We start from the raw sequence: 25,608 nt of genomic DNA, 5'->3' as shown, positions 1-25,608 counted from the left end.
CAGGGCCAAGCGCGCGCAGGCGCTTATTTGTTTCCGGTCAGAATGACGTCGTCTCCGACGCGCTTGGCCGTGCGCAGACCGCCTGGCACCTGCAGGATCGGCAGCAGTTCGATCATGCCGATGTTGACGTATTTCGGCGTGCCGATGGCGTAATCCACGGCATCGGCAATGTCGGACACCTGTGGCATCTCGAAGCCTTCGAAGTATTTCGCCTTGGCCTCTTCGGGGCTAATCTTTTCGACATGTGCGAAGATATCGGTTTCGACCCGACCGGGGCTGATTTCAGTCACGCGGACGCGGCGGCCAAAGGCATCGACGCGCAGCTGGCGCGATACGGTGTGCATCGCCGCTTTGGTCGCGTGATAGGCGATGTGGCCACCAAATTCGTAGTGCGCCGCCATCGACGTGATGTTGAGGATGTGGCCGTTGTCGCGTTCCATCATGCCGGGCAACAACAGGCGTGCCAGATGCAGACAGGCGCGCAGGTTCACGTCGATCTGTTCATCGATGTCAAAGGCGTTTGACTGCAACAGGCTGCCCGGACGGGATACGCCAGCGCAGTTTACCAGAACGTCGATCTCAAGCGTTTCCAGCTCTTTGGTGACGGCGTCCAGATCGGTCACGTCAACGGCATGCGGCACGATGTTGTCATATTGCGCGGCCAGCTCATCCAGCTTTTCAGCGCTGCGGGCGAAGGCGTGAACCGTCAGGCCCTTTTGCGCAAGGCGTTCGGCAATGCCGCGCCCCATACCGCCAGAGGCACCGGTTACGAGGGCTGTTTTGTAGTCTGAGAAAGGCATTCTTTTGTTCCTGTCCTTTTGTCGTTCCAGCCCGACGGACGTGCCGGGACCATTGTTCTTGTTAAGAAGTGTGTTGCGCAGTCAGCGGAGTGATGTGCCCGCCGTTTGCTGTAATGTCGTGGCGGAGGCGCTGTGCCAGCGCCACAGCACCGGGCGTGTCCGAATGCACCAGAACCGATTGCACCGGCATCGCGATAACCTCGCCTGTAACGCAGGTCAGTTTCTGGTCGCGCAGCACGCCCATAACCCGCGCGACGACTTCGGCTTCGTCCTTGATCACGGCACCCGGCTCGCCGCGCGGGGCCAGTTGGCCGTTGGGCAGATATCCGCGGTCTGCCAGAAACAACCGTACCACCTTGCCGCCACGCTCCAGCGCTGCGGTTTCCAGCGCACTGCCAGGCAGCACGAGGAACGCAATCTCGGGGTCAAACGCCATCGTCGCTTTGGCCACGGCCTCGGCAATGGCGGGGTCGGCGCTTGCCAGATTTCCCAGTGCGCCGTGGGGGTTCATATGGGTGATGCGATGGCCTGCGCGGCTGGCAAAGGCCGCCAGCGCGCCGATCTGATACAGCACATGGGCTTCCAGTTCGGGCAGCGGAATGTCCATCTTGCGACGGCCAAATCCCATGCGGTCCGGAAAGCTGACATGGGCGCCAAGATCAACACCGTGATCCTTGGCCAAGCCGACAGTGCGATCCATGATAAGCGGATCGCCTGCGTGATACCCGCAGGCCACATTGGCCGAAGAGATCTGCGCCATTAGCGCCTCGTCATCGGCTAGCGTATAGGGGCCGAACCCCTCGCCCATGTCGGAATTGATATCGATTTTCATGCGTCCGCCTCCAGTTTGAACAGCGGGTCGCCATAACCGACAATCTGGCCCTGCTGCGGCCCGCCCCCGATCAAAACGCCGCCCTTGGGCGCGGATACCTGAACACGGGCACCGTCGAGTTCGACGTAGCCCAGCACTTGGCCCGCGCTGATGTGGTCACCCTCCGACACAGCAGCCAGCCCGTCATCTGCACCGCAGGCCGCAAAGCGACCTAACGCCGGACTTTTGACAATGATCGAAGCGGCCTTTTGGACAGGTGCGGCGGTCACGGATTGCGCAGCGAGTGCTACGCCAAGTGTCATAACATCCGCGCCACATTCCACGTCGAGCCGCGTTGTGCCTGTGCGGCGCATCGCCTCGATCAGGCGCGATCTATCTGTGTCGCTAAACATCTCAACTCCACGTTTGTTGAAGGTGGCGGGATTGGGCGATGGCGCGGCGCGCCTCGTCCAGCATCGCGATTTCTGCAGTTTCGGCGTCGCGGGCCTGTTTCATATCCACGCGGACAAACCGCAAAGTATCGCCCGGCCGCGCCTGCGCGATGCGCCACAGGTCCGGCTCGATCACACAGGCGATCTTGGGATAGCCGCCCATGGTCGCGGAATCAGCAAGCTGAATAATAGGCTGGCCGCCGCCGGGAACCTGAACGATGCCCGGCGCAATCCCGTGCGAGCGTAATTCGCCCGTCTCTTTGCGCTGCAACTCTGGCCCCTCAAGCCGGAACCCCTGACGGTTGCTGGCCGGTGTGACCGTGTAAGGCTGGTCAAAGAAGGCCTTGATCGACGCCTCGGAAAACTCACCTGTTTCGCTTGAGGGCAGAACCCGCAGCGTGATATCTGCGGCCCCTTCTTCGCGCAGCGCAGGCAATGCGTAGCTGATCGAGGCCATGCGCGCGCATGGCGCAGCGCCTGACAGGGTATCACCTGCCGCAAGCACGCGGCCTTGGTATCCGCCGAAGCCTTCGCGCAACTGCGTGCTGCGCGATCCCAACATCTCGGGCACATCAATGCCGCCGGGCAGGCCAAGATAGACCCGCGATCCGTCCCGCATGGCACCAAGGGACAAGTCTTGTCCGGCCTTGGCCGACCCCGCCCAACAGCGCGGCAGCGCCACGCCGTCCAGCGTCGCACCGCAGGCCGCGCCGGCCAGTGAAAACACCGTATCTTGTGCAAAGACAAAACCTGCAGGCGTTAGCGGGATTTCAAGCGCGGCGGCGCCTTCAATGTTCCCAAGCAGCAAGTTTGCCACTCGCAACGCCAGCGGGTCCATCGCACCGGCACGGCCAAGACCCTGCCGCCAATGGCCAACACGACCCAGATCCTGCACCGTCGCCAGCGGCGGTATCGACACAACCTCGATCATGCGATCACCTCCGTCGGGACAAACCGGATGGCATCACCCGGTTCCAGCAGGGCCGCTGGCTCTTTGAAGGGGTCGAAAAAGCTGACATCCGCGCAGGCCACGGTGTTCCATCCGCTTGGCCCCGCCGAGGCCGATATCCCCGTCTGCAGCCCCGCAACCGACAGCGATCCGCCGGGCAGGCTTTGCAAAGGCACCTTGCGGCGCGGGGTTTCGAGCCGTGGATCAAGGCCGCCAAGGTAGCAATATCCGGCATGGCTGCCGACGGCGAAAACGGTGTAATCGGGGGCTGTGTGCAGGCGAACGACTTCGTCCACACTCAGGCCCGTCAGCTCGCAGACCTCATGCAGATGCGGCCCGCCTGCCCCGCCATAGACAATATCAATCTCAAGGATTTTGCCGGTCAGGTCCTTTTGACGGCCTTCCGCCCACAGGGCGTCCAGCTGGCGCGTTAAATCGTCGAGATCGGTTGGCACACGGTCGAACCGCAAGGTCAGATTTGTCATGCCGGGCACGGCTTCGGCCACGTCATCGCGTTGGTTTGCGGCCTCGGCCAACGCCCAGAAGCGCCGCTGGTTATCCAGATCGAAGGGGCAATCGGCCTGATAGATGAAAGACCGGCTGCCGATGGGGAAAAGACCTGCTTCAGGCATCTGCAGCCTCCTTTTTGGAAAGCCATTGTTCGAAGTGGTGAATGGAAATGCCACCTGCGACAAAGCCCGGATCGTCCAGCAAGGCGCTGTGCAACGGCGCGTTGGATTTCACGCCCTCGATCCGCAGTTCCGCCAGCGCGGTTTGTGCCCGTGCTAAAGCCTCGTCACGGGTTGCGCCATAGGTGATGACCTTGGCAATCATGGAATCGTAATGCGCAGAGACTTCGGCGCCCGCGACCATATGCGTATCGACGCGCACGCCCGGACCGCCAGGCATATGAAGTGCTGTCACACGTCCGGGGCTGGGGGCGAAAGTGTCAGGGTCTTCGGCGTTGATCCGGCATTCAATCGCATGGCCGGTGGTGGTGATCTGGTCCTGCGTCACGGGCAGTTTCGCACCACGTGCCATATCGATCTGAAGGGCGACAATATCCAGCCCTGTCACCAGTTCGGTCACAGGATGTTCCACCTGAATACGGGTGTTCATTTCGATGAAATAAAACTGGCCGTCCTCATACAGAAACTCGAACGTGCCTGCGCCCACATAGCCGATTTCGCGGCAAGATGCGGCACAGCGTTCACCGACTTCAGCGATCAGCGCACGATCGATGCTTGGAGCCGGAGCCTCTTCGATCAGCTTCTGGTGCCGCCGCTGCATCGAGCAATCACGATCCCCCAGCCAGATCGCCTGCCCATGGGCGTCGGCGATAATCTGGATTTCCACATGGCGCGGTTTTTGCAGGAACTTTTCCATATAAATGTCGGGGTTGCCGAAGAAGCGCGCGGCCTCTTGCGCGGTCAGCATACTGGCCTCAGCCAGATCCTCTGGGGCGCGCACAATCCGCATACCGCGCCCGCCACCGCCACCGGCGGCCTTCAGGATCACGGGATACCCGATATCTTCGGCGATAGCTTTGACGGCCTCGGGGTCTTTGGGAAGGGTGCTGTCAGGGCCAGGCACACAGGGCACACCGGCGGCGATCATGGCCGCCTTGGCTTCTACCTTGTCGCCCATGCGGCGCATGACGTCGGCGTTCGGTCCGATCAAAACCATGCCCGCATTGGCCACGGCCTCTGCGAAGGCGGCATTTTCGGACAGGAACCCGTACCCGGGATGCACAAGATCGGCGCCTAACAGCTGTGCGGCCTGAATGACCGCAGGGATATTGAGATAGCTTTTCGCTGCCGCCGCAGGGCCAATGCAGATCGCGTCATCCGCCAGATCCAGATAGGGCGCGCCACGATCCGCTTCGGAAAAACCGCAGACCACGCGCAAGCCCAACCTGCGACTGGCGCGAATGATCCGCAGTGCGATTTCACCACGGTTGGCGATAAAAACAGTTTGTACAGGGTGTTGATCGCTCATGTGCGCACCTTAACAAGTATTGCATCAGCCTCGACCGAGGCGCCGTCTTCGACACAGATTTCAGTCACTGTACCGTCCTGATCGGCGACGATGGCGGTCACGACCTTCATCGCCTCGATCACGCAGACTGTCTGACCTTTGGTGACCTGCACCCCCACAGAAACGAAGGGTGCGGCATCGGGCGATTCCGCCAGATGGCAAAGACCGGAAAGAGGGGCTGTAATCGTCGAAAAATCTGTCGCTTCGGTCGGTTTGGCGGCAGCTGGCGCAATCGGCGCAACCGCATCAATCGCGGCGACAGCGCCCTGCACGGCGGCCGTGCCACGCTGCAATGTGATGCGGTGCCCGTTTTCGACATAAGTGTATTCCGTCAACGCGTTACGCGCCGCCCACTCCATGCAGGACATCAGGGATTCGACTGTTATCGACATCTGCGAACCGGTTCCTTTTGCTGAGATCGACTGTGTTGGGTCGAGGTTAGCATCGGTCCGCATTAATGATGTCAGAGCGGTTTCAAATGACCCGCCCTCAGGTGCATATCAATCTGCAATCATGTCAGACCCAACCGATGTTATCCGCCGTCTGACCACCTTGTTATCCTGCGCGCATCCGGGCCTCGGCCCTGCCAGAGATGCCAAAGGAGCATAGAGAAATTGCCTAATATCATCACCAAGTTCGAACGGGCCAAGCCTGAAGACGTCGCCGCCCTCGCCAAATTCGGCAGCGCGACCGTGCACGAAGCCCAAGGGCGTCTGGGTGCGCTTAGCCCCCGCCTGAAACCGATCGACCGGAGCATGAAATTGTGCGGCCCCGCCTTTACAGTTCTGGGCGCCCCGCGCGACAACCTGATGTTGCAGTTGGCCATTGAATATGCCCAAGAGGGTGACGTTATCATCATGTCCGCAGGCGAATATGAGGATGCCGGATGTTTCGGTGACGTGCTGGGCAATGCCTGCGTCGCCAAGGGGATCGCCGGTGTGATCGTGGACACAGGCGTGCGCGACACTGAAATGCTGATCGAACTGGGGCTGCCCGTGTTCTCGCTGAGCGTTTGCATTAAGGGCACGGTCAAGGAAACGCTGGGACAGACCGGCGTTGATATCGTGATCGGCGGCGAAGTGATCCACCCCGGCGATGTGCTGTGCGGCGATGCGGACGGCCTGGTTGTTGTGCGCAAAGAGGACGCCGCCGAGGTGGCGCGCCTGTCGCAAGAGCGCGAAGATATCGAGACGGACCTGATTGCGAAATACAAAGCCGGTCGCACGGTCATCGACCTTTGCGGGCTGGAGCCTGTGCTGAAAGCCAAAGGCCTGACCACCGACCTGTAAAAGACAAACGCCCCACGTTTCGCGTGGGGCGGATACGCAATAAAAGAAGCCCGAACCGGTCCATCCGGTTCGGGCTTCTTAACGTCTTGCGGTGGAAGGGGGTTGCCCACCTCCCCTAACCCAACAACAGGTCAGGCATGATAGTCACGATCTGCGGGAAGACGGCGAGCAGGATCACAAACATGATCATGATCAGCAGGAACGGGAACGTCACCCGTGCGATATAGCCGGTGCTGCGTCCGGTAATGTTTTGGATCACCGCAAAGTTGAATGCCACAGGCGGTGTGATCTGCGCCATTTCAACGACCAGCACCATGAAGATACCGAACCAGACTTTGTCAAAGCCCGCCGCCTCGACCAATGGTAGGACCACGGGCAACGTCGTTGCGATCATGGAAAAGCCTTCCAATGCTGTGCCAAGCACAAGATACAGGCCGATCAACGCAAGGATCAGCACAATTGGCGCAAGGTCCAGAGAGGTCACAAAATCGGCGACAGCAGCAGGGATGCCAAGGGTTGTCGTGACATTGCCCAGAACCGACGCGCCCAGAATGATGATCCCCATCACCGAACAGGTCTGCACCGCGCCCAGCACCACATCGCGCAAAACTTTCAGCGACAGACACCGCTGATGCAAAGAGACCAGAAACGCCCCAAGCACACCAAGGGCCGCGGCCTCTGACGGGGTGGCAAGACCACCATACATCGACCCCAGAACACACAGGATCAGGAACAACGCCGGTGCCAGATCGCGCAGGGCCGCAAACCGTTCGCGCAGGGGCATATGGCGCAGGGCCCGTTCGCTTTCTGGGATCAGGTCAGGCTTCATCGCGCTGCGGATCATGATGTAGGTGCCAAAGCTGGCGGCCAGCAGCAAACCGGGCAGGAACCCTGCGGTGAACAGGCGCAGCACGGACTCATTGGCCAACACACCATACATGATCATCACGGTCGAGGGCGGGATCAGAAAGCCCAACGTGCCTGCCCCGGCAAGACCGCCAATCGCAAGCTCGGGCGAGTAGCCACGCGACAGCAATTCCTTTAACGTCATACGTCCAACCACCTGCGTGGTCGCCGCCGAAGACCCTGAAATCGCCGCAAAGATCGAACAGCCGACGATGTTGACGTGCAGCAAACGACCCGGAAGCAGACCCGCCCAAGGGGCAAGTCCGGTGAACAACGCTTGCGAAATCTTGGTGCGGAACAGGAATTCACCCATCAGGATGAACAGCGGCAAAGCGACCAGATCAGGCGTGGTCAGGATATTGAAGACATATTGCGGGAACAGCTTGTCGATCGGGATATGCGTGAACATCACCGTCAGACCGATAGCCGTTGTCAGCAGTGCAATGCCGATCCAAGCGCCAGCCGCCAGAGTTCCGAAAAGCAGCCCGAACAGGCTGGAAACGATCGCTCCCATGAAAGGTGTCCTTATTGTTTTGGCCGGTTGAGGCGCATTATTCGATGGCGCTGGCAGCACCAAGCGTTGGATTATCAAGAGTGTGTCCGGCCAAAGCGCTGACAAGGCGCGCCACCATCTGGAAGGCAAGAACGGCCGCGCCCAGCGTCAAGACGGCTTGCGGTATCCACAAAGGCGTAAAGCTTTCTTGCGACACCTCGCCATAGCCATAGGTCCGCAGGGTAAAGTTGAACAGCCAGACGGCCATAGCAACACTGACTGCCGATCCCAGCGAGGCCGAGAAGATTTCGAGCACGCGCACCAGAATGCGACGCTGCGACGACATCACAAGTTCAACCCGCAACTGCAAACCGGCCCGCAGGGTCATCCCCGCCCCGAGTAGAAAAGCCGCCCCCATCAGGTAGGCACTGTATTCCCAACCCACACCCGTGCCCGAGGGCACGAAATGAAAGAAGCCGCTGAAGAAGGCGAGCAGAATGTCGGTCAGAACAAGAAGCGTCAGCGCCACGATGCATAGGCCCGCGATCCATGCCCCGAGCAACGAAACGACGTCGGCGGCCCGTTGAAAGGCCGCAACCGGTCCGCGAAACGACGGCCCGTGGGCCGTCGCTGTGTCCTGCGTGGTGTCCTGCACCTTAGTCATTGGCGCGGGACTGAAGATAAGCCTCGGCAATCGGCAAGGCGGCTGGCACGCGTTCAAAGAACTCGTCCTGCACGGCTGTCGCGCGTTCGCCGATCTCTGCCATCAGCTCGTCGGACAGGGGCACGAGGGTCATGCCCTCGGCTTCCATTGTGGTCACACTTGCCACATCTGCGGCGCGGGAGACCTCCCAGAAATCAGGCTCCAGATCGGCGGCAACCTCTTCGATCGCGGCGCGATCCTCTTCAGAGATGCTGTTCCAGACATCCATGTTGATCGTCACGGCGTTGGAACCCCATGTGTGGTTCGTCGCGTAAATGTAATCGAGGAATTCCCAGAACCGACCGTCAACACCGGATGTTGCAGAGGTTGCAACACCTTCGACACGGCCAGACGCCAGAGCCGGCAGCAATTCACCCCATGGCATCACAACGCCGTCCATGCCGATGCTGCTGATGATGTCGACGGTGTTCTTGTCTGCACCGCGCACCGGAATGCCTTCGAAGTCGTCAATGCTGTCGACCATTTCGTTCAAGTACACATACTGCGCGGGGGATGGCACCATATAGAGCAGTTTCTGGTTGTGCTGCTCGAACAGAGCCTCGATCTCGGGGCGCAGGAAAGCGTGGTAGGCCTTCAGATCGTCCATAGAGTTTACGAGGAACGGGACGCCTTCGGCACCGAAAAGCGGGTTGCTGCCAACCTGCTGGCTGATGTTGATGTCTGCCATATCGACCAGACCGTCACGGACTGCACCCAGCTGATCAGGGCCTTTGAAACCCAGCGACCCTGCGGCGCTCACAGTGATGGTCACTTCGTCGTCCGTCGCCTCGGCGACGGCATCCGCAAAGGTGCGGGCGTTTTCGACCATGAAGTTCCCTTCAGGCAGAACGTCTGACAGACGCAGATTAGTTTCAGCGGCAACAGCCCCGACAGAGGCCACGGCTGTAGCCGTTCCCAGAATGAACGCTTTAAAGACAGACATGCTATTCTCCCGATGTGGTTGGCCCCTAGGCGCCGAAGGCCGGCTATCAGTGAGACCCGTTATTTCTTGTGCTTGCGTCTGACATGCTAGGGTGATTGCCGAATTTGCGGAAACACAGGTTCGTTCTGACGTGATCGCAGAATCCTATGCTTCAGCCGACATCCACTACGTTGGGTTCAGTTTGGATTTGGGGCGTGGCTTATCCTCTATAGAGGGTTTAATAAAGCCGGATGGACATTCGAAAGCTACATTCCTTCGTCAAGATTATCGACATCGGAAGCATCACCCGCGCCTCTGCCATCTTGCACATTGCTCAACCTGCGCTGAGCCAGCAGGTTGCAGGGCTTGAATCGCACTACGGCAAGCCGCTGCTGGTGCGGTCAAAACGCGGCGTAGTGCCGACCGAAGCCGGCAAGGTGCTGTATCGTCATGCCCAGATGATCCTGCGTCAGATGGAAGAGGTCGAACTGGATATTCAGACCGCCTCCGAGGACATCCGCGGGACTGTGCGTGTCGGACTTGCCCCGCTAGGGCTTGGGTCCTTGCTTGCTGCACAGTTGATCGAAAAGTTGCGCGCGGATTATCCGGGGATCATGCTTTATATTAACGAAAACGTTGGTGGCGGCGCGATGAGCGAGCTGATCATGACCGGCAAAATGGACGTCGCGCTCATCTTCTATCCCGGTGCAATCCCTAGCCTCGCATTCGAGAAGATTTCGACAGAAGAGTTGCACCTTGTCACCACATCGGAAGACTTCGACCAAACCGACGCAATTGTGTTTGCTGACGCAGTCGCCCGTCGCTTGATCTTACCGAGCAAGATTCACACGTTGCGGCAAGTCATCGACACATCATTGGCGCGCACAGGAACAACGGCCCATATCGTTGCCCAGACTGAATCCATTTCGGTCCTATCCAGCGCATTGAGTGAAGGTTTGGCCGACACGATTTTGCCGCTATCGGCGGCAAAAGCTGTGCAGCGACGCGTGCCAGAGGCGAAGATTTCCCCGATCCGGCAACCCAACATGCGCAGCAATATGGCTGTCTGCTGGTCCGCGCAGCTCCCGCTGAGCGAGGCGACTCTGGCGGTGCAAAAATGCCTGATCGACCTGTCCCGGCAAATGACACAGTGAACCGGGGCTTTGCTGCACATCGCTTTGCAGCGCCGTTTCCTAAGACGACATAGTTTCCCTTCGCGCAAACCTGAGATGATTGGTGTGGGCGGACTTGGGCCTGTACCGCCGAATTAAGAAACGCGCGGTGGTCCCAGAATGGAGCCATTCAAAGGAAAAGGACCCCTAACCATCTGGTCGGGGCCCTTCAAGGATTTGACGGTATTACTTGGACGCTTCGAGGATCGCGTTCACAAGTTCGTCGCCGTTTGCTTCGATGAAAGCTTCCCAGACAGGCTTTACCGCTTCTTGAAAGGCCGCGCCGTCGACATCGCGGTTGACGGTCATGCCGTCGGCTTCAAGCGCTGCGATCATCTCGTCTTCTTTTTCGATGCTCAGCTCACGCTGCATGGCGACAGCTTCGGCAGCAACTTCGAGGATGATCGCCTGTTCGTCTTCGCTCAGGCCTTCGAATGTGTCGCTGTTCATCGCCAGCGCCAGAGGCGCGTAGGCGTGCTGGGTGATGCTCAGGTAGTCCTGCACTTCGTAGAACTTGAACGACAGGGTGACGCCGATCGGGTGATCCTGCGCGTCGACCACTCCTGTTTCCAGCGCGGTGTACAGCTCGGCCACGGGGATCTGCTGCGGGTTGGCGCCAAGGGCTGCGAACATGTTGTTCAGCGCGATGGAGTTGTTCACCCGCATTTGCAGACCTTCGACATCCGCAGGCACACGGATCGGGCCACGGTTGTTGGTCATGTTGCGGTAGCCGTTTTCAGGAAAACCGAGACCTTTGAGGCCGAATTCGCCCATCTGGTCCAAAACGCCCTGCCCCACAGGACCATCAAGAACCTGATAGGCCGCTTCGCGTGTCGGGAACATGAACGGCAGGGTGAAGGCGGCGGATTCCGGCATCAGGCCGGAGTAGTTGTTCAGGCCGACCATAGCGATGTCGATGATGCCCGAGCGCGCGCCGTCGATCATCTGCGCGTCGTTGCCCAACTGGCCCGAGGGAAACAGGTTTACCGTAACATTGCCGTCTGTGCGGGCCTCGACCTGTTCTTTGAAGAACAGGGACATGGTCTGCTGCAGATCGGATTCCGGCGCGGCATGTGCCAGTTTCAGCGTTGTCTCAGCCGAGGCAAAGGTCGCGCCAAGGATCATCGCACCCGCAAGTGCCATTGGTTTCATGTAAGATTTCATTCGGTTTCTCCTCCAGTTTAGTGATTAGCCAATGATGATGTTCATTGGGACGATGATGATGTCCGGGAAGGCGATGAAGAGCCCCAAGAGCACCAGATAGGCCAGTATGAAGGGGAACACCCCTCGCACAGCCTTGGACATTGGCACGCGGCCAACGCCACAAACGACGTTCAAAACATTGCCGACGGGCGGCGTGATCAGACCGATGGAACAGTTGATTACAAACATCAGGCCGAAATAGACCGGATCAATGCCGGCCAGTTTCACCACAGGCATCAGTAGCGGCACGAGGATCAGAACCGTCGGCGCCAGATCCATGACCATGCCCACAGCCAGCACCAGCAGCATGATGACCAGCATCAAGGTGCGCGGGCTGTCGATCAGCGGTTCCAGCAGTCCGGCCAGTTGCTGTGGCAGTTGGGCAATGGTGATAAGCCATGCGGCCACCATGGCGCAGCCCACAAGGAACATGACCATCGCCGTGGCGCGCCCCGCGTTCGTCAACACGGCGTAGAGTTTGGCCCATGTCAGTTCACGGTAAATGAAGGTTGAAACGAGCAGCGCATACACAGCCGCCACGACGGCGGCCTCGGTAGGGGTGAACACGCCAAAGCGGATACCCCCAATGATAATGACCGGCAGCATCAGCGCCCAGAACCCTTCGCGCAGCGCCGAGATTTTGGCGACGGCACTCGCCTTCGGGGCCACCGGCAGGTCTTCGTTTCGGATCAGCATGGACCAGACAACGATCAGGGTAATCCCCATCAAAAGGCCGGGAACGATGCCGCCCAAGAACAGGTCTTTGATCGAAATGCCGCCCGCGACGCCGACCAGGATCAAGGGCAATGACGGCGGAATGACCGGCGCAATAATGCCGCCAGACGCCAACAGCCCCATGGAACGGCCTTCGGGGTAGTTTGCCTGTTTCATCATCGGGTAAAGAATACTGACCAAAGCCGCAGCATCGGCCACAGCAGATCCTGACAGACCGGCCAACAAGACAGATGTGAAAATCGCGACATAGCCCAGCCCGCCTTTGCGGTGCCCGACAAAGGTGGTCGCCATGCGGACGATACGGCTCGACAAGCCGCCCACCGACATGACCTCGCCCGCGATCAGAAAGAACGGGATCGCCAACAGGGGGAAACTGTTCACGCCGTTGATCAACGATTGCGCCAGAATATCAACACTGAAGCTGTCCATATAAAGCATCAAGGCAATCGACGACAGCAACAGGGCAAAGGCCACCGGCAGGCGCAACATGATTGCGATCAGCAATACACCCAGAAAAATAGCGAGGGTCATCAGGAATCCTTATTGTCGGGATGAAACGCATCGGCGTTGATGATCCGCACGGCGGCGACAAAGGCCATCAAGGCTCCGGAAATCACCCCTGCGAGGTAGAACAGTCCCGACGGCAGGCCTGTCAGCTGCGAGATGTTGTTCCAGTTCGACATCATCTGCCGGAACGCGCCCCAGAACAGCATGCCAACCGCGAACAGGATTACCATGTAGCCGATTCGGCGCAGTATAGGCACGGCGCGGGGAAACAGAGCGTCGGAAATTTCAGTGACTGCAAGGTGTTCTTCGCGGCGCAAAACCACCACGGCCCCCAGCATCACGACCCAGACCAGCCCCATACGCGACAGTTCAACGGACGGGCGCAGACTCGACGAGAACCCATAGCGCAGGACCACATTGGTAAAGACCAGCCCGATCATGACCACCATCAAAAGCGCGACAATGGCCTCGATGGAATTCCACAGTTTTTCAGCAAGTCCCTTCATGCGCTCCTCCCAAAGCCAGTCACGGTGCGGACAGTGTGGCGATGGTGCACGCCCCCTACCCTGTCTGTTCTCCAAGCACCGGACGACATCCTCCGCATGCGGCAACTCGAATAATGTTATCGATAACAATTAAGGTTTCGAGTGGCAACACTTTTTGCCGCTTTTTGACGCCCAAATTTACGGCGTTCTGACAGGCCGTTTATGACGTTGGGGAAAGCAGATTGCTTCGCGCGGCCGGACCCGCCCAAACGGCTCGTCTTAGGTCTGCCGCGAGCGGCAGCCTTTAGGACAATGTGGATTGAGCCGGCTTCAAGACGGGCGTGATCATCCGGTTGCGCGCGGTGTCTGGCGACTTCAGCAACTCAAGCACCAAATCTGCGGTGCCTTCGCCGATCTCTAGCGGTTTGGGGTCAATCGTTGTCATCGCGGGCACGCAGACCTCCGAGATGTCGTAGGCCCCGAACCCTGCAAGCGCGATCTGATCGGGCACTTTGATGCCGCGCCGCTGACATTCCGACAAGGCACCGAAGCCCACCAGATCCGACACGCAAATCACCGCGTCTGTGTCGGGAAACTGTTCCAGCAATGTGCCCATAGCGACGACGCCCTTGCCCATGGGATCCTGCGGAGCGCCCGATCCAACCAAGCGGTTGGCCTGCAGTCTGTGACCCTGCATTGCCGCAAGGAACCCGCTGCGGCGGTCTTGGCCCCGACTGTCGCTTTCGGAATCACCGCCCATAAAGGCAATGCGTTTGCGCCCTTGCGCGACAAGATGATCGACCAGCAATTGCATGGTATCGGCGTTGGAAAAGCCGACCACATGACCGATCGGGTCTGGCGGGTTGTCCCATGTTTCAATCACCGGAACCCCTGCCCCCGACAACATCGCGCGGGCGCGGTCGGTGTGGCGTCCGCCTGTGACGATAATCGCCTCGGGGCGGCGGCGCAGAAATTGCGCGATCAACTGCTCTTCGCGTTCCATGTCGTAGTTGGAGTGGCCCAGCAGCACCTGATAGCCCTCTTGGCTCAGCTTGTTGGTCAACGCCACAACGGTGGCCGCAAAGTTCGCATTGTTAAGGGATGGAATGGTCACGGCGATAAAGTCGCTGCGCTGGGTGCGCAGGTTGGCGGCGGTTGAATCGAAGACGTAGCCCAGTTTCTCGGCCGTGCGCTGGATATTTTCCCGCGTATCCTTGCCGACAGACGCGTCTTCCTTGAAGGCGCGACTGACGGTCATAACAGAAACTCCCGCTGCCCGAGCAACGTCTTTCATCGTGGGGCCGCGCTTCATTCTTCGTCCTTAGTTGTGATCGTTATCACTGTTGCAGATTTAAACCGGCACGCGCAACTGCACATTAACCAATGTCCCGCGCGTGACCGGACAGGCCACATCGGGCGGCTATTCCGGCAGCGCCGCGGGGCCCGCAAAATACTCCATCAACGCGGCCTGATCCTCACCGCCCAAGCCTGCGGCGGTGAGCAGGCGGTGAACCTCGGCGCAGATCGCTGTCATTGGCATGGCCGTATCGGTGCGCCGTGCTAGATCCTGCGCGCCGTTCAAATCCTTCACCATGTTGTCGATGCGACCCGTGCGGCGGTAATCCTTTTCGACATAGCGCGGCATGTATTCCTGCAAGATCGCGCTGTCAGCACGTCCGCCCTTCAGCGCCGTTGGGATCTTCGCAGCATCCACACCGGCATCCAGCGCCAGTTGCGTGGCTTCGGCCACGGCAAGGAAATTCAAACCGCATAGAACCTGATTGATCAGTTTGGTCGTCTGGCCCGCGCCGACCGACCCCATATGGGTGTAGTTGGTGGCGACGTGCTGCAAGACGTTATGGGCATCGGCGACATCTTCGGCTGTACCGCCTGCCATCAAGGTCAACTCGCCGATCAGGGCCTTGGGCGCGCCACCGGAAAGCGGGCTGTCGACCCAGCGCAGATCCTTTTCAGCCGCGCGCGCGGCCAGATCTTTCGTCGCCTCGGGATCGATAGACGACATATCAATGATCAACGTGCCAGGCTTTGCGCCTTCGGCCACGCCGCCCTCACCGAACACCGCCAGATCGACAATCCGCGGGGCGTTCAGGCTGGTGATGACATAATCGCTCGCCGCTGCGGCCTCGGCGGCAGAACTGGCCGCAATCGCGCCGTGCCCTACCAGTTCGGCGACTTTTCCAGCGTCAAGATCGAACACCATCAACTGGTTTCCCGTCTTCGCCAGCCGCTGACCAATCGCCCCGCCCATTGCGCCCGCGCCAATCAATGCAACCTTCTGCGTCATATCGTCTCCTCCCTAAAATGTGCGATCAGTTCGGCCACAATCGCCTCTGGGGCCTGATCGATATCAACGCGTGTGCCGACCTCGTCCGCGCCAAGCGGTTCCAGCGTAGCGAACTGGCTGTCCAGCAAAGTCGTTGGCATAAAGTGGTCCTGCCGCGAGGCCATGCGCCGCGCGATAACAGCCTGCGCCCCGTCCAGATGCAAATGCGCAACCGGAGCCGCCGCCGTTTTGCGAATGATGTCGCGGTAGCTGCGTTTAAGCGCGGAACAAGCAATGACCAAAGGCCCGTCAGATTGCGCAAAGCTGCGCCCGACAATCTCAAGCCACGGCTTGCGATCTTCATCTGTCAGCGGGATGCCTGCGGCCATCTTGTCGATGTTGCTTTGCGGATGCAGATCATCGGCATCCACAAAGCGCGCACCCGTTTGCGCCGCAAACGCCGCGCCGATAGATGATTTTCCACAGCCCGACACGCCCATGACCACAAAGCAATCCATCATAGCGACGCGGTGATGCCGCCATCTACAAAGATCGTCGTGCCGTTCACGAAGGACGACGCATCCGAGCTGAGGAAAATACAGGTCCCGACCAGCTCTTCGACATTGCCCCAGCGTCCCGCAGGGGTGCGATTGGCCAGCCATGCCGAGAAGTCCGGATCATTGACCAATGCCTCGTTCAAAGGCGTATCGAAATAACCCGGCGCCAGTGCGTTACACTGCAACCCATGCTGCGCCCAATCTGTCGCCATCCCTTTCGTCAGGTTCGCAACCGCGCCCTTGGTGGCCGTGTAGGGCGCAATGCCCGGACGGGCCAAGGCGGTCTGGACGCTGGCGATGTTGACAATCTTGCCTTTGCCGCGCCCGATCATGTGGCGCGCGCAGGCTTGGCCCACGTGGAAGACAGAGGCGACGTTGGTCTGCAACAAACGCTCGAACGCGTCCGCGGGGAAATCTTCCAACGGCATGCGGTGCTGCATGCCTGCGTTGTTCACAAGAATATCGATCGGGCCCCTCGCCTCTTCGAACCCATCGACGGCGGCACGGACGCCCGCGTGGTCGGTCGCATCAAAGCACAAAACCTCAACGTCGGCGCCTTCATCGGTGAGGGTTTTCGCCGCCGCCTGCGCCTTGGCTTCGTCGCGTCCGTTGATGATCACCAACGCCCCCGCAGCAGCCAGACCACGCGCCAGCGCAAAGCCGATGCCTTGAGACGATCCGGTTATCAGGGCACGTTTTCCTGTAAGATCAAATAAATTCAGGCTCATAACGCGGGCTCCTCGGTTGGTGGAATTTCAAAAGATTTCCCGCCTTATGTTATCGATAACAAAACATGTCAATGCAAGAGGTGAATTTGCAAGATACGGCTGGACGGCCCCAAGGTGTTCACATATGTTATCGATAACAAATTACCCAAGTTGCAGGAGCCTACGATGACAAAGCCGGACATTCTACAGGTCGGATATTACCCCGAATGGGACCAGGAACCACTGGATGCAGCCTTTAATATGCACAAGTTTTTCAAGGCCGAGGACAAAGACGCATTTCTGGCGCAGGTCGGCCCCAGCATCAAGGGAATCGCCACGCGCGGCGAACTTGGCACGACACAGGCGATGCTGGATGCCTGCCCGAACCTCGAAGTCGTCTCTGTTTACGGCGTTGGCTACGATGCGGTGGATGTTGCGGCCTGCACGGCTCGCGGCATTGCTGTCACCAATACGCCGGACGTTCTGACAAACGATGTGGCCGACCTTGGCGTGGCGATGATGCTGGCGCAGTCGCGCGGCATGATTGGTGCGTCGCAATGGGTCCGTGACGGATCGTGGGAGGCCAAGGGCCTTTACCCACTGCAATCGCGCGTTTGGGGCAAAAAGGTCGGTGTTCTCGGGCTGGGACGGATCGGGTTCGAGGTTGCCAAGCGTTTGGCAGGGTTCGATCTGGATATCGCCTATAGCGATGTCAGCGCCAAAGACTACGCGCCTGACTGGACCTTTATCAAAGATCCGGTCGCACTGGCGGAGCATGCAGACTTCTTGTTCGTCACCCTCGCCGCCTCTGCCGAGACCCGTCATATCGTAAACAAAGACGTGCTCGATGCCCTTGGCCCTGACGGCATGGTCATCAATATCTCGCGTGCCAGCAACATCGACGAGGCCGCCCTGCTCGATGCGCTTGAGGCGAAAACCGTCGGCGCTGCGGCACTGGACGTGTTCGAGGGCGAACCGGCGCTGAACCCGCGTTTTCTGGCGCTGGACAACGTGATGGTGCAGCCGCACCACGCGTCGGGCACCTATGAGACACGCAAAGCGATGGGCAAACAGGTCTACGACAACCTTGTCGCCCAATTCGCGGGCAAACCGCTTTTGACGAAGGTGAACTAGAATGAAGGCCCTTGTTATTCATGCCCCCAAAGACCTGCGGATCGAAGACCGTGACGTGACTCCGCCGCAGGCGGGTGAGGTCCAGATCACCATGGCCACGGGCGGCATTTGCGGCACCGACTTGCACTACTACAACCACGGCGGCTTTGGCGCGATCAAGCTGCGCGAGCCGATGATCTTGGGCCATGAGGTGGCAGGCCACGTCACCGCATTGGGTGACGGCGTTGATAGCCTGACGGTCGGACAGCTGGTGGCCGTGTCGCCCTCGCGCCCGTGTAACAGCTGCAAGTTCTGTCTTGAAGGCAAGCAGAACCAATGTCTGAACATGCGGTTCTATGGCTCTGCGATGCCAATGCCCCATATTCAGGGCGCGTTTCGCCAAATGTTGAACGTCAACGCCAGCCAATGTGCGGTGGCCGACGGGATCACATCGGGCGAGGCCGCGATTGCCGAGCCACTGGCCGTGACGCTTCACGCGACACGGCGGGCAGGCAACCTTGTGGGCAGATCCGTTCTGGTGACAGGCTGTGGCCCCATTGGCATCCTGTCGATCATGTGCGCGCGGCGCGCGGGGGCTGATTTGATTGTGGCGACGGACCTGTCAGACTTCACCCTCGAAATGGCACGCAATGCTGGCGCGGATGAGGTCATCAACATGGCAACGACGCCCGACGGGTTGGACAAGTTCACCCCCGACAAAGGCACCTTTGATGTGCTTTACGAATGCACTGGTGCCGTGCCTGCCCTGACCGCTGGCATCCATGCCATGCGGCCCGGCGGGACGATCATGCAGCTTGGCCTTGGCGGCGACATGTCCCTGCCTATGATGGCGATCACCGCGAAAGAGCTGTCGCTGAAGGGCTCGTTCCGGTTCCACGACGAGTTCCATACTGGCGTCAGCCTGATGCAAAAAGGCCTGATCGACGTGAAACCCCTGATCACGCATACCGTGTCGATTGACGATGCCGTGTCAGGGTTCGAACTGGCACTGGATCGCACCAAAGCCATGAAAGCCCAGATTACGTTTTCTTAAGGGCAAGCCATTCATAATAGGCGGCGTGATCCTTCTCGCCGCCTTTATGCACCTCTACAAAATCGCGAAAGCCCGCTGTGACCGTTTCCGACAACGGCAGGGACAATCCGGCCCCTTTGGCCAATGCCATCGCATTATCCAGATCTTTCAGTTGCGCCACAGACCGCCCGCCGGGGGTGAAGTTCCCCTCGACCATTCGCGCGCCGTGCAGATCAAGGATGCGGCTGTCGGCAAAGCCCCCCATCAGCGCCTGTCGCAAGGCTGCTGGATCGCAGCCCCCCGATTGCGCCAACCGAAAGGCTTCGGCGACAGCGCCAATGGTGGTAGCGACAATCAGCTGGTTCGCCAGTTTCGCCACCTGCCCAGCCCCGGCAGTGCCCAGCAGCGTGGCCCGCCCCACGGGGGCAAACACCGGCGCTGCATGGTCAAAATCGGCCTGCGCCCCGCCCACCAGAATGGCCAATGTGCCCGCCTGCGCGCCCGCAACACCGCCCGACACCGGGGCATCCAGATAGGACAGCCCGTGGCGGCCCGCGTGATCGGCCATGGCGCGGTCAACTTCGGGTTCGATGGACCCCATGTTGATGATCAATCCACCCTGCCCCACGGCGGCAAACAGTGCCTCCGTCAGAACCGCGCGCACAGCGGCACCGTCCATCAGCATCAGGACAACGACCTGCGCGCCCGCCACGGCCTGCTGCGGTGTGGCGGCAACGGTGCAGACATCCGCCAAGGCCTCTGCCTTCTCTGCAGTGCGGTTCCAGACCGTAACATCGTGGCTTTGCGCCATACGCCGCGCCATGGGCCCGCCCATCAGGCCTGTTCCAAGAACTGTGATTTTCATAGCGGTGCTCCGATTGCGGCCAATGCCGCCTGCGCCACGTCGATATCCTGCGCACCTGTGCCCGAACCCACGCCGATGCCCCCGACAAGCACACCGTCTACAATAATCGGCAACCCACCCGGCAAAACGGTGACAGCACCGCCGGTCGCCGCCCCAATGGCAGGGCGCACGGCGTCGGGAGCATCTGCCGACGGCACCCCAAGTGACGCCGCCGTCAGCGCCTTGGACTTGGCCGACTTGCGGCTTAAGAACTTGGCACCGGTCATGCGGATTTCCGCGATCAACTGGCCGCTTGCCTCGACGATGACGATGCACTGCGGCTGTCCGCTTTTCTCGGCCGCCTCAACCGCAGCCTGCAACATGCGCTTCGCGCCGTGGTGGGTCAGGGCTGTGGTCTGGATAGTCGCGTCCATTTAGGTGTCCTTCCGGTTTGACGTCACCAATAGTTATCGATAACATCTCCCGCAATAGGAGAGCTAGATCAAATGCCCTTCTTCGACGACATCGTACTATCCATATCGTGTTGCAGCCTGCGTGCCGCAACACGTCGCCTGCGTTTTGCAGGGTATGACAGGATCAGGTGTTCGGTCCCGGCATCTTGTGGATCGGATTTAGGATGAATCGCTCTGGCTCTGAAGTCCAGATTTTGCATGTGTATTCGTAAGGCGTGAGACCGCTAAGCGTCTTGAGCCGACGAGCGAAGTTATAGGCGTCCAGGACGCCGCTGAGATGGCTGCGGAACTGTTCGTGGCTGTCGTAGTGATACCTTGTGACTGTCGCATCCTTGATGGTGCGGTTCATCCGCTTGACTTGACCGTTCCTCGGTCCTGACCTCGGCGATATCAATGTGGAAATAGCCGATTGGATATCGTTTGAACTTCTGCCGCTTCGGTTTGTCGCCTGCGACATCGGGCAGTCGGGATATTCCATGCCACTGCAGGCATCGATGCAAGAAAGAGCGCGTCAGGTGCGGGATGGACGGCTGCAACGTATAAAGACAGTCGTCCAGCGGCAGTAGGGTACGCCGCCGGAACGCGATGGCCATAGCTTCCTCGTCTTCGCTGAGACCGGTTGAGCGCGGTTCCTTCGGGCGGGTCTTTTGATCTTCAACAGCCTTGCGCTTACGCCACTTCACAACCGTCTTGGGATTGATCCCCAGTTCTCGGCTCAGCTCAGCGATCGAAGATTGCGATCGCTGTATTGCCGTTCTGACGGCGTGCGTGCCCTCTCATGGTTTGCGCGTAAACCACTGCCGGGTAACAGTACGCCGCGCTCCCATATTGAAGGTATTGAATGCCCGGTAAGGGCTGATCGTGGCAGTTGATGCCTCGTTTTATGCCAACTTGGCAAACGCCTTTACCTGCGCACCACCACTCCTGCCAGTACAGAACCACGCGCTTTCGCGTGGCTCCCTTAATGCTGCTCCGGCACCAGAATTTCGCGTTTGCCAACGTGGTTGGCTGCGCTCACCACGCCTTCTTCTTCCATCTGCTCCACCAGACGCGCGGCCTTGTTATAGCCGATCGCCAGTTTGCGCTGGATATAGGAGGTGGAGCATTTGCGGTCCTTGATCACAATCGCCACTGCCGTATCGTAAAGCGCGTCTTCCCCATCGGAATTCCCGCCAAGCCCCAGCACCATGTCGATGTCACTGGATTTTTCGTCATCGGGCCCTTCGACCACGCCGGACATATAAGCGGGCGGGCCGAAGCTCTTGAGATGGTTGACGATTTCCTCAACTTCCTCGTCGCTGACAAATGGCCCATGCACACGGGTGATCCGGCTGCCGCCCGCCATATAAAGCATATCGCCCATGCCCAGCAGCTGTTCGGCCCCCATTTCGCCAAGGATCGTGCGGCTGTCGATTTTTGAGGTCACCTGAAAGGAAATCCGTGTGGGGAAGTTCGCTTTGATCGTGCCGGTGATCACATCGACCGAAGGCCGCTGCGTGGCCATGATCAGGTGAATCCCTGACGCCCGCGCCATCTGCGCCAGACGCTGAATGCAAGCCTCGATCTCTTTGCCTGCGACCATCATCAGATCGGCCATCTCGTCCACGACGACAACGATATAGGGCATCGCTTCGGGCGCGAATTCCTCTGTCTCGAAGATTGGATCGCCGGTTTCTTCGTCAAAGCCGGTCTGAACGGTACGGCTGAACATTTCGCCCTTGGCAAGCGCGTCTTTGACCCGGCCGTTATAGCCATCAATGTTCCGCACGCCCATTTTGGACATCTTGCGATACCGCTCTTCCATTTCGCCCACGACCCATTTCAAGGCCACAACCGCCTTTTTCGGGTCGGTCACAACCGGGGACAGCAGATGCGGAATACCGTCATAGACGGAGAGTTCCAGCATTTTCGGGTCGATCATGATCATCCGGCATTCCGCTGGGGTCAGCTTGTACAGCAACGACAGAATCATCGTGTTGATCGCCACGGATTTACCCGACCCTGTGGTCCCTGCGATCAGCAGGTGCGGCATCTTGGCGAGGTTCGCCACGATGGGTTCGCCGCCAATATCCTTGCCCAGCGCAAGCGGCAGTTTCTGGTTGCCGTCGCCGAAATCACGGTGCGAAAGGATTTCGCGCAAAACCACCTTTTCGCGATTTTCATTCGGCAATTCGATCCCGATCACGCTGCGCCCCGGCACGGTCGAGACACGGGCAGACAAAGCGGACATCGACCGGGCGATATCGTCGGCCAGTCCGATCACGCGGGACGCCTTTAGCCCCGGCGCGGGTTCAAGTTCGTACATCGTGACCACAGGACCGGGGCGCACGCTGACGATTTCGCCTTTCACGCCGTAATCATCCAGCACGCTTTCCAGCATCCGGGCGTTTTCGCTTAAGGCGTCATCGCTCAGATGGTGCCGCTGGATTTCGACCGGGTTGGTCAGCAGCGCCAGTGGCGGATGTTCATAATCGGCGTGCTTGTCTTCGAACTTCAACGCGGGCTGCGCCTCTGCCCGCGCCTGGCGTGAAGGCTGCGGCGCCTTTTTCGGCGCGTGCTGCACCACATTGCTCGGCTCTGCGACCAGCGGCGGCAGGGATGTGGGCACTTCGGGGGCGCGCGGTATGATCATCGGGCCTGTATCGGCCATTGTGTCCTGATCATCGGCAATGCCGTGATCGTCCAACACCACATCTTCCACCGGCTCGAAAACCAGTGGTTTCGGGCCGCGACCGGCGGTCAACGCGGGTTCAATTCGGATGCCTGCGGGGGGCGCGGGTGGCACGGCGCGATTTTTGATCGCGTCGGCGATCCGCGCGTTCACACGATCTGTGTCCTGTGCCGGGGCCTCTGCAGCTGTGGGTTCGCGGGTCACCAGTTCCGGTTCCGGCATCGGATCATTGCGCTTGAGAAGACCTGACAGAAAGCCGCCACCTTGCTGCGCTTCCGGCGCGCGGGCGGGTGCGCTGAGCGTTGGGGCTGGTGGCATCTTACGCGCTGTCAGTGGTGGTTCTGCCGGTGTTGAGCGCACAACAGCGGTGCGGGGCGCGGCAACAGGGGCGGTCCGGCGCGGGGCCGTGTCTTCAAACACGTCCATGTCATCACGCAGCGCGCGGGTCTCTGCCACACGCGCCCGGCGTTCGGCCAGTGTACTGGACATGCCTTGTGCGGCACCCGCGGACAGGGCTGCCCCCTTGCCGATCACCCGCAGCAAACCTGCATAAAGCAACACCGTTCCCAGAAACAGAAAACGCCCGCCGGTGCGCAATTCGGGCCGGGTGAAGCCCAGCACAAACGCCATCAACGCCAGAAGCGCGACGCCTGAAAGAAGCGAGGCGAACTTAATCCCGAAAATCGTCCCAAACGGCAGTATCGTCAGGAAAATCGCAAGGATCGTATCCCCAAAAATCCCGCCCGCGCCAAAATTCGCAGGCCAGTCTGCCCCCGGCGTCAAAGTCGCGGCGTAGAGCGATCCCACAGCGATGGAAAACGGTGCAAAGATCAATCGCTCAATCGCCCGGTCCTGCCCGTTATGCAGCACGAAACGCAGTCCCCAGGTGATCAAAACGACAGGCAGCGCCCAAATGCCCAGCCCGATCACCATCATCACCGGCGCGGCAACCGACGCCCCGAAATGGCCCAGCCAGTTTTGCACCGGCGCATCGGTTGCGGAAATCCAACTGGGATCATCGGGCGTATAGCTGATCGTCATCGCGGCCACGGCCAGACCCACGATAATCAGACCCAGCCCCAGCAATTCCTTGCCGCGTTTTTCGACCATCGCCTGTGTCGCACTGTCCAGAAGCGGATCGCGCTGCCGTGTCTGATATGATGCCATTTTTACTTTCCTCAACCGTACAGACAGTCGCGGATCAAGGTGATCCCGCGCTGCATTTCTTCTTCTGGGGCCACCATGGCGACCCGAATATAGGTTTTGCCGGGGTTCCCGGCTGCCGTGTCTCGGCTTAGATACGCGCCGGGCAGGACCCGCACGCCGGTTTCCTGCCAAAGCTTCACCGCCGCCGCTTCGCCGTCTGCGACGGGCAGCCACAGGAAAAACCCGGCCTGCGGTGACTGGTAGCCGGGGATATGGTCCAGTATTTCATCGGCGATCTTGTATTTCCGGTGATAGAGCGCGCGGTTTGCGACCACGTGCTCTTCGTCATTCCAGACGGCTGCGGCCACGGCCTGCAGCGGCTCTGGCAGCGGCGCACCGGCAAAGGCGCGCAGGGCACGGATACGCCGCATACTCTCTGGCCCGCCTGCGCAGAAACCGGATCGCAACCCCGGCAGGTTCGACCGTTTCGACAGGGAATGGAAAATCACAACCCGTTCAGGATGCGCCCCCATTTCAGTAGCGATCTGCAACGCGCCGGGGGGCGGTGTGTCGCGATAAATCTCGGAATAGCACTCATCCGCGAAGATGATGAAATCATGCTTTTCAGCCAGCGTGATCAGGTCGCGCCAGTAATCTTCGTCAGCCACAGCACCCTGCGGATTGGCGGGCGAGCAGATATAGGCGATGGCGGTGCGGTCCAGCACATCGGCAGGCAGCCCCTGAAAATCAGGCAGATGCCCGGTTTCAGCCGTGGCGGGTACGTAGACAGGCTCTGCCCCGACCGACAGCGCCGCGACGGCATAGACCTGATAGAAAGGGTTGGGCGTCAGGATCACCGGCGTCTTGCCGTGTTTGGTTTCGGGGCAAAGCGCCATGGCCGCGTTATACAGCCCTTCGCGTGTGCCGTTCAGCGTCAGGATCTGTTCAGGCGACACATCCAGCCCATAGCGGCGGTTCAGAAAGCCGCCAATCGCGCCCATCAGATCGGCGACCCCATTGTTATCAGGGTATTTTGCAAAGCCCTGCACATTGGCCGCAAGAAGGTCGCCCACAAAAGCAGGAAACGCATGGCGTGGCTCGCCGATCGTCATGTTGATCACGTCATTCGCCCGGCTTGGCACGTCAAGTAACGCGCGCAAACGTGGCCACGTCGCAACCGGGAGGTTCGAAAACCGCTCGGGAAAGTCCATAACTGCCTCAATATGCGGGATCATTTTCGCCCCGCTTTGAGCCTAAGCTACCCTGAAGGCGGCCAGCCTGTCCAGAATCAAGGTGCCCGCAGGCAACATAATGTT

25 protein-coding genes and 1 pseudogene are annotated in these 25,608 nt (G+C 59.7%); 4 read left to right on the top strand and 22 right to left on the bottom strand.

From position 1 onward, the window contains the following. Positions 1-23 precede the first annotated feature (23 nt). From ACJ5NV_RS11150 to ACJ5NV_RS11120, 7 genes are all read right to left on the bottom strand, one after another. On the bottom strand, positions 24-800 hold the full coding sequence (locus ACJ5NV_RS11150; RefSeq protein ID WP_411643759.1) for an SDR family oxidoreductase: 777 nt from the start codon (positions 798-800) through the stop codon (positions 24-26). Positions 801-861: 61 nt separating this feature from the next. Further along, positions 862-1,632: a LamB/YcsF family protein gene (locus ACJ5NV_RS11145; RefSeq protein WP_411643758.1), complete on the bottom strand. Its 771-nt coding sequence runs from the start codon at positions 1,630-1,632 to the stop codon at positions 862-864. Further along, complete coding sequence (locus ACJ5NV_RS11140; RefSeq protein ID WP_411643757.1) at positions 1,629-2,024, bottom strand: acetyl-CoA carboxylase biotin carboxyl carrier protein; 396 nt, start codon at positions 2,022-2,024, stop codon at positions 1,629-1,631. The genes ACJ5NV_RS11145 and ACJ5NV_RS11140 overlap by 4 nt, the downstream gene beginning before the upstream one ends. A 1-nt stretch (position 2,025) precedes the next feature. Further along, positions 2,026-2,994, bottom strand: a complete 969-nt coding sequence (locus tag ACJ5NV_RS11135; RefSeq protein WP_411643756.1) for a 5-oxoprolinase subunit C family protein — start codon at positions 2,992-2,994, stop codon at positions 2,026-2,028. After that, positions 2,991-3,644, bottom strand: a complete 654-nt coding sequence (gene pxpB, locus ACJ5NV_RS11130; protein ID WP_411643755.1) for a 5-oxoprolinase subunit PxpB — start codon at positions 3,642-3,644, stop codon at positions 2,991-2,993. Before pxpB ends, ACJ5NV_RS11135 begins: the two co-directional genes overlap by 4 nt. Then, positions 3,637-5,010 (bottom strand): acetyl-CoA carboxylase biotin carboxylase subunit, encoded by a 1,374-nt coding sequence (gene accC, locus ACJ5NV_RS11125; protein WP_411643754.1) that lies wholly within the window; start codon positions 5,008-5,010, stop codon positions 3,637-3,639. Before accC ends, pxpB begins: the two co-directional genes overlap by 8 nt. After that, the gene (locus tag ACJ5NV_RS11120) at positions 5,007-5,441 is read right to left on the bottom strand and encodes an acetyl-CoA carboxylase biotin carboxyl carrier protein (protein WP_411643753.1); all 435 of its coding nucleotides are present in this window, start codon (positions 5,439-5,441) and stop codon (positions 5,007-5,009) included. Before ACJ5NV_RS11120 ends, accC begins: the two co-directional genes overlap by 4 nt. A gap of 222 nt (positions 5,442-5,663) precedes the next feature. On the opposite strand from ACJ5NV_RS11120, the gene ACJ5NV_RS11115 reads away from it, so the two are divergent. Then, positions 5,664-6,338 carry a 4-carboxy-4-hydroxy-2-oxoadipate aldolase/oxaloacetate decarboxylase gene (locus ACJ5NV_RS11115; RefSeq protein WP_411643752.1) on the top strand — a complete coding sequence of 225 codons (675 nt, stop codon included), beginning with the start codon at positions 5,664-5,666 and terminating at the stop codon, positions 6,336-6,338. Positions 6,339-6,453: 115 nt separating this feature from the next. Here the strand turns inward: ACJ5NV_RS11115 and ACJ5NV_RS11110 are convergent, their stop codons facing one another. From ACJ5NV_RS11110 to ACJ5NV_RS11100, 3 genes are read right to left on the bottom strand one after another with little or no spacing between them, the layout of a single operon-like run. Then, a complete protein-coding gene (locus ACJ5NV_RS11110) occupies positions 6,454-7,758 on the bottom strand; it encodes a TRAP transporter large permease (protein ID WP_411643751.1) in 1,305 nt (434 codons plus the stop codon). 37 nt (positions 7,759-7,795) lie between these two features. After that, positions 7,796-8,401, bottom strand: a complete 606-nt coding sequence (locus tag ACJ5NV_RS11105) for a TRAP transporter small permease subunit (RefSeq protein ID WP_411643750.1) — start codon at positions 8,399-8,401, stop codon at positions 7,796-7,798. After that, positions 8,394-9,383, bottom strand: a complete 990-nt coding sequence (locus ACJ5NV_RS11100; protein ID WP_411643749.1) for a TRAP transporter substrate-binding protein — start codon at positions 9,381-9,383, stop codon at positions 8,394-8,396. The genes ACJ5NV_RS11105 and ACJ5NV_RS11100 overlap by 8 nt, the downstream gene beginning before the upstream one ends. 230 nt (positions 9,384-9,613) lie before the next feature. Between ACJ5NV_RS11100 and ACJ5NV_RS11095 the strand changes: the two genes are divergently transcribed. After that, positions 9,614-10,516 (top strand): LysR substrate-binding domain-containing protein, encoded by a 903-nt coding sequence (locus tag ACJ5NV_RS11095; RefSeq protein WP_411643748.1) that lies wholly within the window; start codon positions 9,614-9,616, stop codon positions 10,514-10,516. Between the two features lie 204 nt (positions 10,517-10,720). On the opposite strand, the gene ACJ5NV_RS11090 is transcribed toward ACJ5NV_RS11095, so the two are convergent. The 7 genes from ACJ5NV_RS11090 to ACJ5NV_RS11060 form a co-directional block, all read right to left on the bottom strand. Next, a complete protein-coding gene (locus ACJ5NV_RS11090) occupies positions 10,721-11,698 on the bottom strand; it encodes a TRAP transporter substrate-binding protein (protein ID WP_411643747.1) in 978 nt (325 codons plus the stop codon). Between the two features lie 24 nt (positions 11,699-11,722). Then, complete coding sequence (locus tag ACJ5NV_RS11085) at positions 11,723-13,003, bottom strand: TRAP transporter large permease subunit (protein WP_411643746.1); 1,281 nt, start codon at positions 13,001-13,003, stop codon at positions 11,723-11,725. Beyond that, on the bottom strand, positions 13,003-13,485 hold the full coding sequence (locus tag ACJ5NV_RS11080; RefSeq protein WP_411643745.1) for a TRAP transporter small permease: 483 nt from the start codon (positions 13,483-13,485) through the stop codon (positions 13,003-13,005). Before ACJ5NV_RS11080 ends, ACJ5NV_RS11085 begins: the two co-directional genes overlap by 1 nt. A gap of 283 nt (positions 13,486-13,768) precedes the next feature. Beyond that, positions 13,769-14,776 (bottom strand): LacI family DNA-binding transcriptional regulator, encoded by a 1,008-nt coding sequence (locus tag ACJ5NV_RS11075; protein WP_411643744.1) that lies wholly within the window; start codon positions 14,774-14,776, stop codon positions 13,769-13,771. 108 nt (positions 14,777-14,884) lie between these two features. Continuing rightward, a complete protein-coding gene (locus ACJ5NV_RS11070) occupies positions 14,885-15,769 on the bottom strand; it encodes an NAD(P)-dependent oxidoreductase (RefSeq protein WP_411643743.1) in 885 nt (294 codons plus the stop codon). After that, positions 15,766-16,269 (bottom strand): gluconokinase, encoded by a 504-nt coding sequence (locus ACJ5NV_RS11065; RefSeq protein ID WP_411643742.1) that lies wholly within the window; start codon positions 16,267-16,269, stop codon positions 15,766-15,768. Before ACJ5NV_RS11065 ends, ACJ5NV_RS11070 begins: the two co-directional genes overlap by 4 nt. Continuing rightward, the gene (locus tag ACJ5NV_RS11060) at positions 16,266-17,033 is read right to left on the bottom strand and encodes an SDR family oxidoreductase (protein WP_411643741.1); all 768 of its coding nucleotides are present in this window, start codon (positions 17,031-17,033) and stop codon (positions 16,266-16,268) included. The genes ACJ5NV_RS11065 and ACJ5NV_RS11060 overlap by 4 nt, the downstream gene beginning before the upstream one ends. A 165-nt stretch (positions 17,034-17,198) precedes the next feature. Between ACJ5NV_RS11060 and ACJ5NV_RS11055 the strand changes: the two genes are divergently transcribed. Then, positions 17,199-18,146, top strand: coding sequence for a 2-hydroxyacid dehydrogenase (locus tag ACJ5NV_RS11055; RefSeq protein ID WP_411643740.1), 948 nt, complete (start codon positions 17,199-17,201; stop codon positions 18,144-18,146). Between the two features lies 1 nt (position 18,147). Further along, positions 18,148-19,179 carry an L-idonate 5-dehydrogenase gene (locus ACJ5NV_RS11050; protein WP_411643739.1) on the top strand — a complete coding sequence of 344 codons (1,032 nt, stop codon included), beginning with the start codon at positions 18,148-18,150 and terminating at the stop codon, positions 19,177-19,179. Here ACJ5NV_RS11050 and ACJ5NV_RS11045 read toward each other — a convergent pair. The 5 genes and pseudogenes from ACJ5NV_RS11045 to ACJ5NV_RS11025 all read right to left on the bottom strand — a co-directional run bounded on the left by ACJ5NV_RS11045 (position 19,166) and on the right by ACJ5NV_RS11025 (position 25,503). Continuing rightward, positions 19,166-20,023, bottom strand: coding sequence for an NAD(P)-dependent oxidoreductase (locus tag ACJ5NV_RS11045; protein ID WP_411643738.1), 858 nt, complete (start codon positions 20,021-20,023; stop codon positions 19,166-19,168). The genes ACJ5NV_RS11050 and ACJ5NV_RS11045 overlap by 14 nt on opposite strands. Continuing rightward, entirely contained in the window at positions 20,020-20,436 is a 417-nt protein-coding gene (locus tag ACJ5NV_RS11040) for a GlcG/HbpS family heme-binding protein (protein ID WP_411643737.1), read from the bottom strand. The genes ACJ5NV_RS11045 and ACJ5NV_RS11040 overlap by 4 nt, the downstream gene beginning before the upstream one ends. A 163-nt stretch (positions 20,437-20,599) precedes the next feature. Beyond that, a pseudogene (locus ACJ5NV_RS11035) lies at positions 20,600-21,224 on the bottom strand (transposase family protein). Between the two features lie 212 nt (positions 21,225-21,436). After that, positions 21,437-24,313, bottom strand: coding sequence for a DNA translocase FtsK (locus ACJ5NV_RS11030; RefSeq protein WP_411643736.1), 2,877 nt, complete (start codon positions 24,311-24,313; stop codon positions 21,437-21,439). Between the two features lie 11 nt (positions 24,314-24,324). Next, positions 24,325-25,503, bottom strand: coding sequence for an aminotransferase class I/II-fold pyridoxal phosphate-dependent enzyme (locus ACJ5NV_RS11025; RefSeq protein ID WP_411643848.1), 1,179 nt, complete (start codon positions 25,501-25,503; stop codon positions 24,325-24,327). Between the last annotated feature and the right edge of the window lie 105 nt (positions 25,504-25,608).

The organism is Loktanella agnita, from assembly GCF_046640325.1.
Taxonomy (GTDB): domain Bacteria; phylum Pseudomonadota; class Alphaproteobacteria; order Rhodobacterales; family Rhodobacteraceae; genus Yoonia; species Yoonia agnita.
Note: the sequence above shows the minus strand (reverse complement) of the source record. Positions and strands in the feature narration are given on the sequence as shown.

Coding starts and splice junctions, on each gene's coding strand:
- ACJ5NV_RS11150 (WP_411643759.1), bottom strand. CDS start 800: ATGCCTTTCTCAGACTACAAAACAGCCCTCGTAACCGGTGCCTCTGGC.
- ACJ5NV_RS11145 (WP_411643758.1), bottom strand. CDS start 1,632: ATGAAAATCGATATCAATTCCGACATGGGCGAGGGGTTCGGCCCCTAT.
- ACJ5NV_RS11140 (WP_411643757.1), bottom strand. CDS start 2,024: ATGTTTAGCGACACAGATAGATCGCGCCTGATCGAGGCGATGCGCCGC.
- ACJ5NV_RS11135 (WP_411643756.1), bottom strand. CDS start 2,994: ATGATCGAGGTTGTGTCGATACCGCCGCTGGCGACGGTGCAGGATCTG.
- pxpB (WP_411643755.1), bottom strand. CDS start 3,644: ATGCCTGAAGCAGGTCTTTTCCCCATCGGCAGCCGGTCTTTCATCTAT.
- accC (WP_411643754.1), bottom strand. CDS start 5,010: ATGAGCGATCAACACCCTGTACAAACTGTTTTTATCGCCAACCGTGGT.
- ACJ5NV_RS11120 (WP_411643753.1), bottom strand. CDS start 5,441: ATGTCGATAACAGTCGAATCCCTGATGTCCTGCATGGAGTGGGCGGCG.
- ACJ5NV_RS11110 (WP_411643751.1), bottom strand. CDS start 7,758: ATGGGAGCGATCGTTTCCAGCCTGTTCGGGCTGCTTTTCGGAACTCTG.
- ACJ5NV_RS11105 (WP_411643750.1), bottom strand. CDS start 8,401: ATGACTAAGGTGCAGGACACCACGCAGGACACAGCGACGGCCCACGGG.
- ACJ5NV_RS11100 (WP_411643749.1), bottom strand. CDS start 9,383: ATGTCTGTCTTTAAAGCGTTCATTCTGGGAACGGCTACAGCCGTGGCC.
- ACJ5NV_RS11095 (WP_411643748.1), top strand. CDS start 9,614: ATGGACATTCGAAAGCTACATTCCTTCGTCAAGATTATCGACATCGGA.
- ACJ5NV_RS11090 (WP_411643747.1), bottom strand. CDS start 11,698: ATGAAATCTTACATGAAACCAATGGCACTTGCGGGTGCGATGATCCTT.
- ACJ5NV_RS11085 (WP_411643746.1), bottom strand. CDS start 13,003: ATGACCCTCGCTATTTTTCTGGGTGTATTGCTGATCGCAATCATGTTG.
- ACJ5NV_RS11080 (WP_411643745.1), bottom strand. CDS start 13,485: ATGAAGGGACTTGCTGAAAAACTGTGGAATTCCATCGAGGCCATTGTC.
- ACJ5NV_RS11075 (WP_411643744.1), bottom strand. CDS start 14,776: ATGAAGCGCGGCCCCACGATGAAAGACGTTGCTCGGGCAGCGGGAGTT.
- ACJ5NV_RS11070 (WP_411643743.1), bottom strand. CDS start 15,769: ATGACGCAGAAGGTTGCATTGATTGGCGCGGGCGCAATGGGCGGGGCG.
- ACJ5NV_RS11065 (WP_411643742.1), bottom strand. CDS start 16,269: ATGATGGATTGCTTTGTGGTCATGGGCGTGTCGGGCTGTGGAAAATCA.
- ACJ5NV_RS11060 (WP_411643741.1), bottom strand. CDS start 17,033: ATGAGCCTGAATTTATTTGATCTTACAGGAAAACGTGCCCTGATAACC.
- ACJ5NV_RS11055 (WP_411643740.1), top strand. CDS start 17,199: ATGACAAAGCCGGACATTCTACAGGTCGGATATTACCCCGAATGGGAC.
- ACJ5NV_RS11050 (WP_411643739.1), top strand. CDS start 18,148: ATGAAGGCCCTTGTTATTCATGCCCCCAAAGACCTGCGGATCGAAGAC.
- ACJ5NV_RS11045 (WP_411643738.1), bottom strand. CDS start 20,023: ATGAAAATCACAGTTCTTGGAACAGGCCTGATGGGCGGGCCCATGGCG.
- ACJ5NV_RS11040 (WP_411643737.1), bottom strand. CDS start 20,436: ATGGACGCGACTATCCAGACCACAGCCCTGACCCACCACGGCGCGAAG.
- ACJ5NV_RS11030 (WP_411643736.1), bottom strand. CDS start 24,313: ATGGCATCATATCAGACACGGCAGCGCGATCCGCTTCTGGACAGTGCG.
- ACJ5NV_RS11025 (WP_411643848.1), bottom strand. CDS start 25,503: ATGGACTTTCCCGAGCGGTTTTCGAACCTCCCGGTTGCGACGTGGCCA.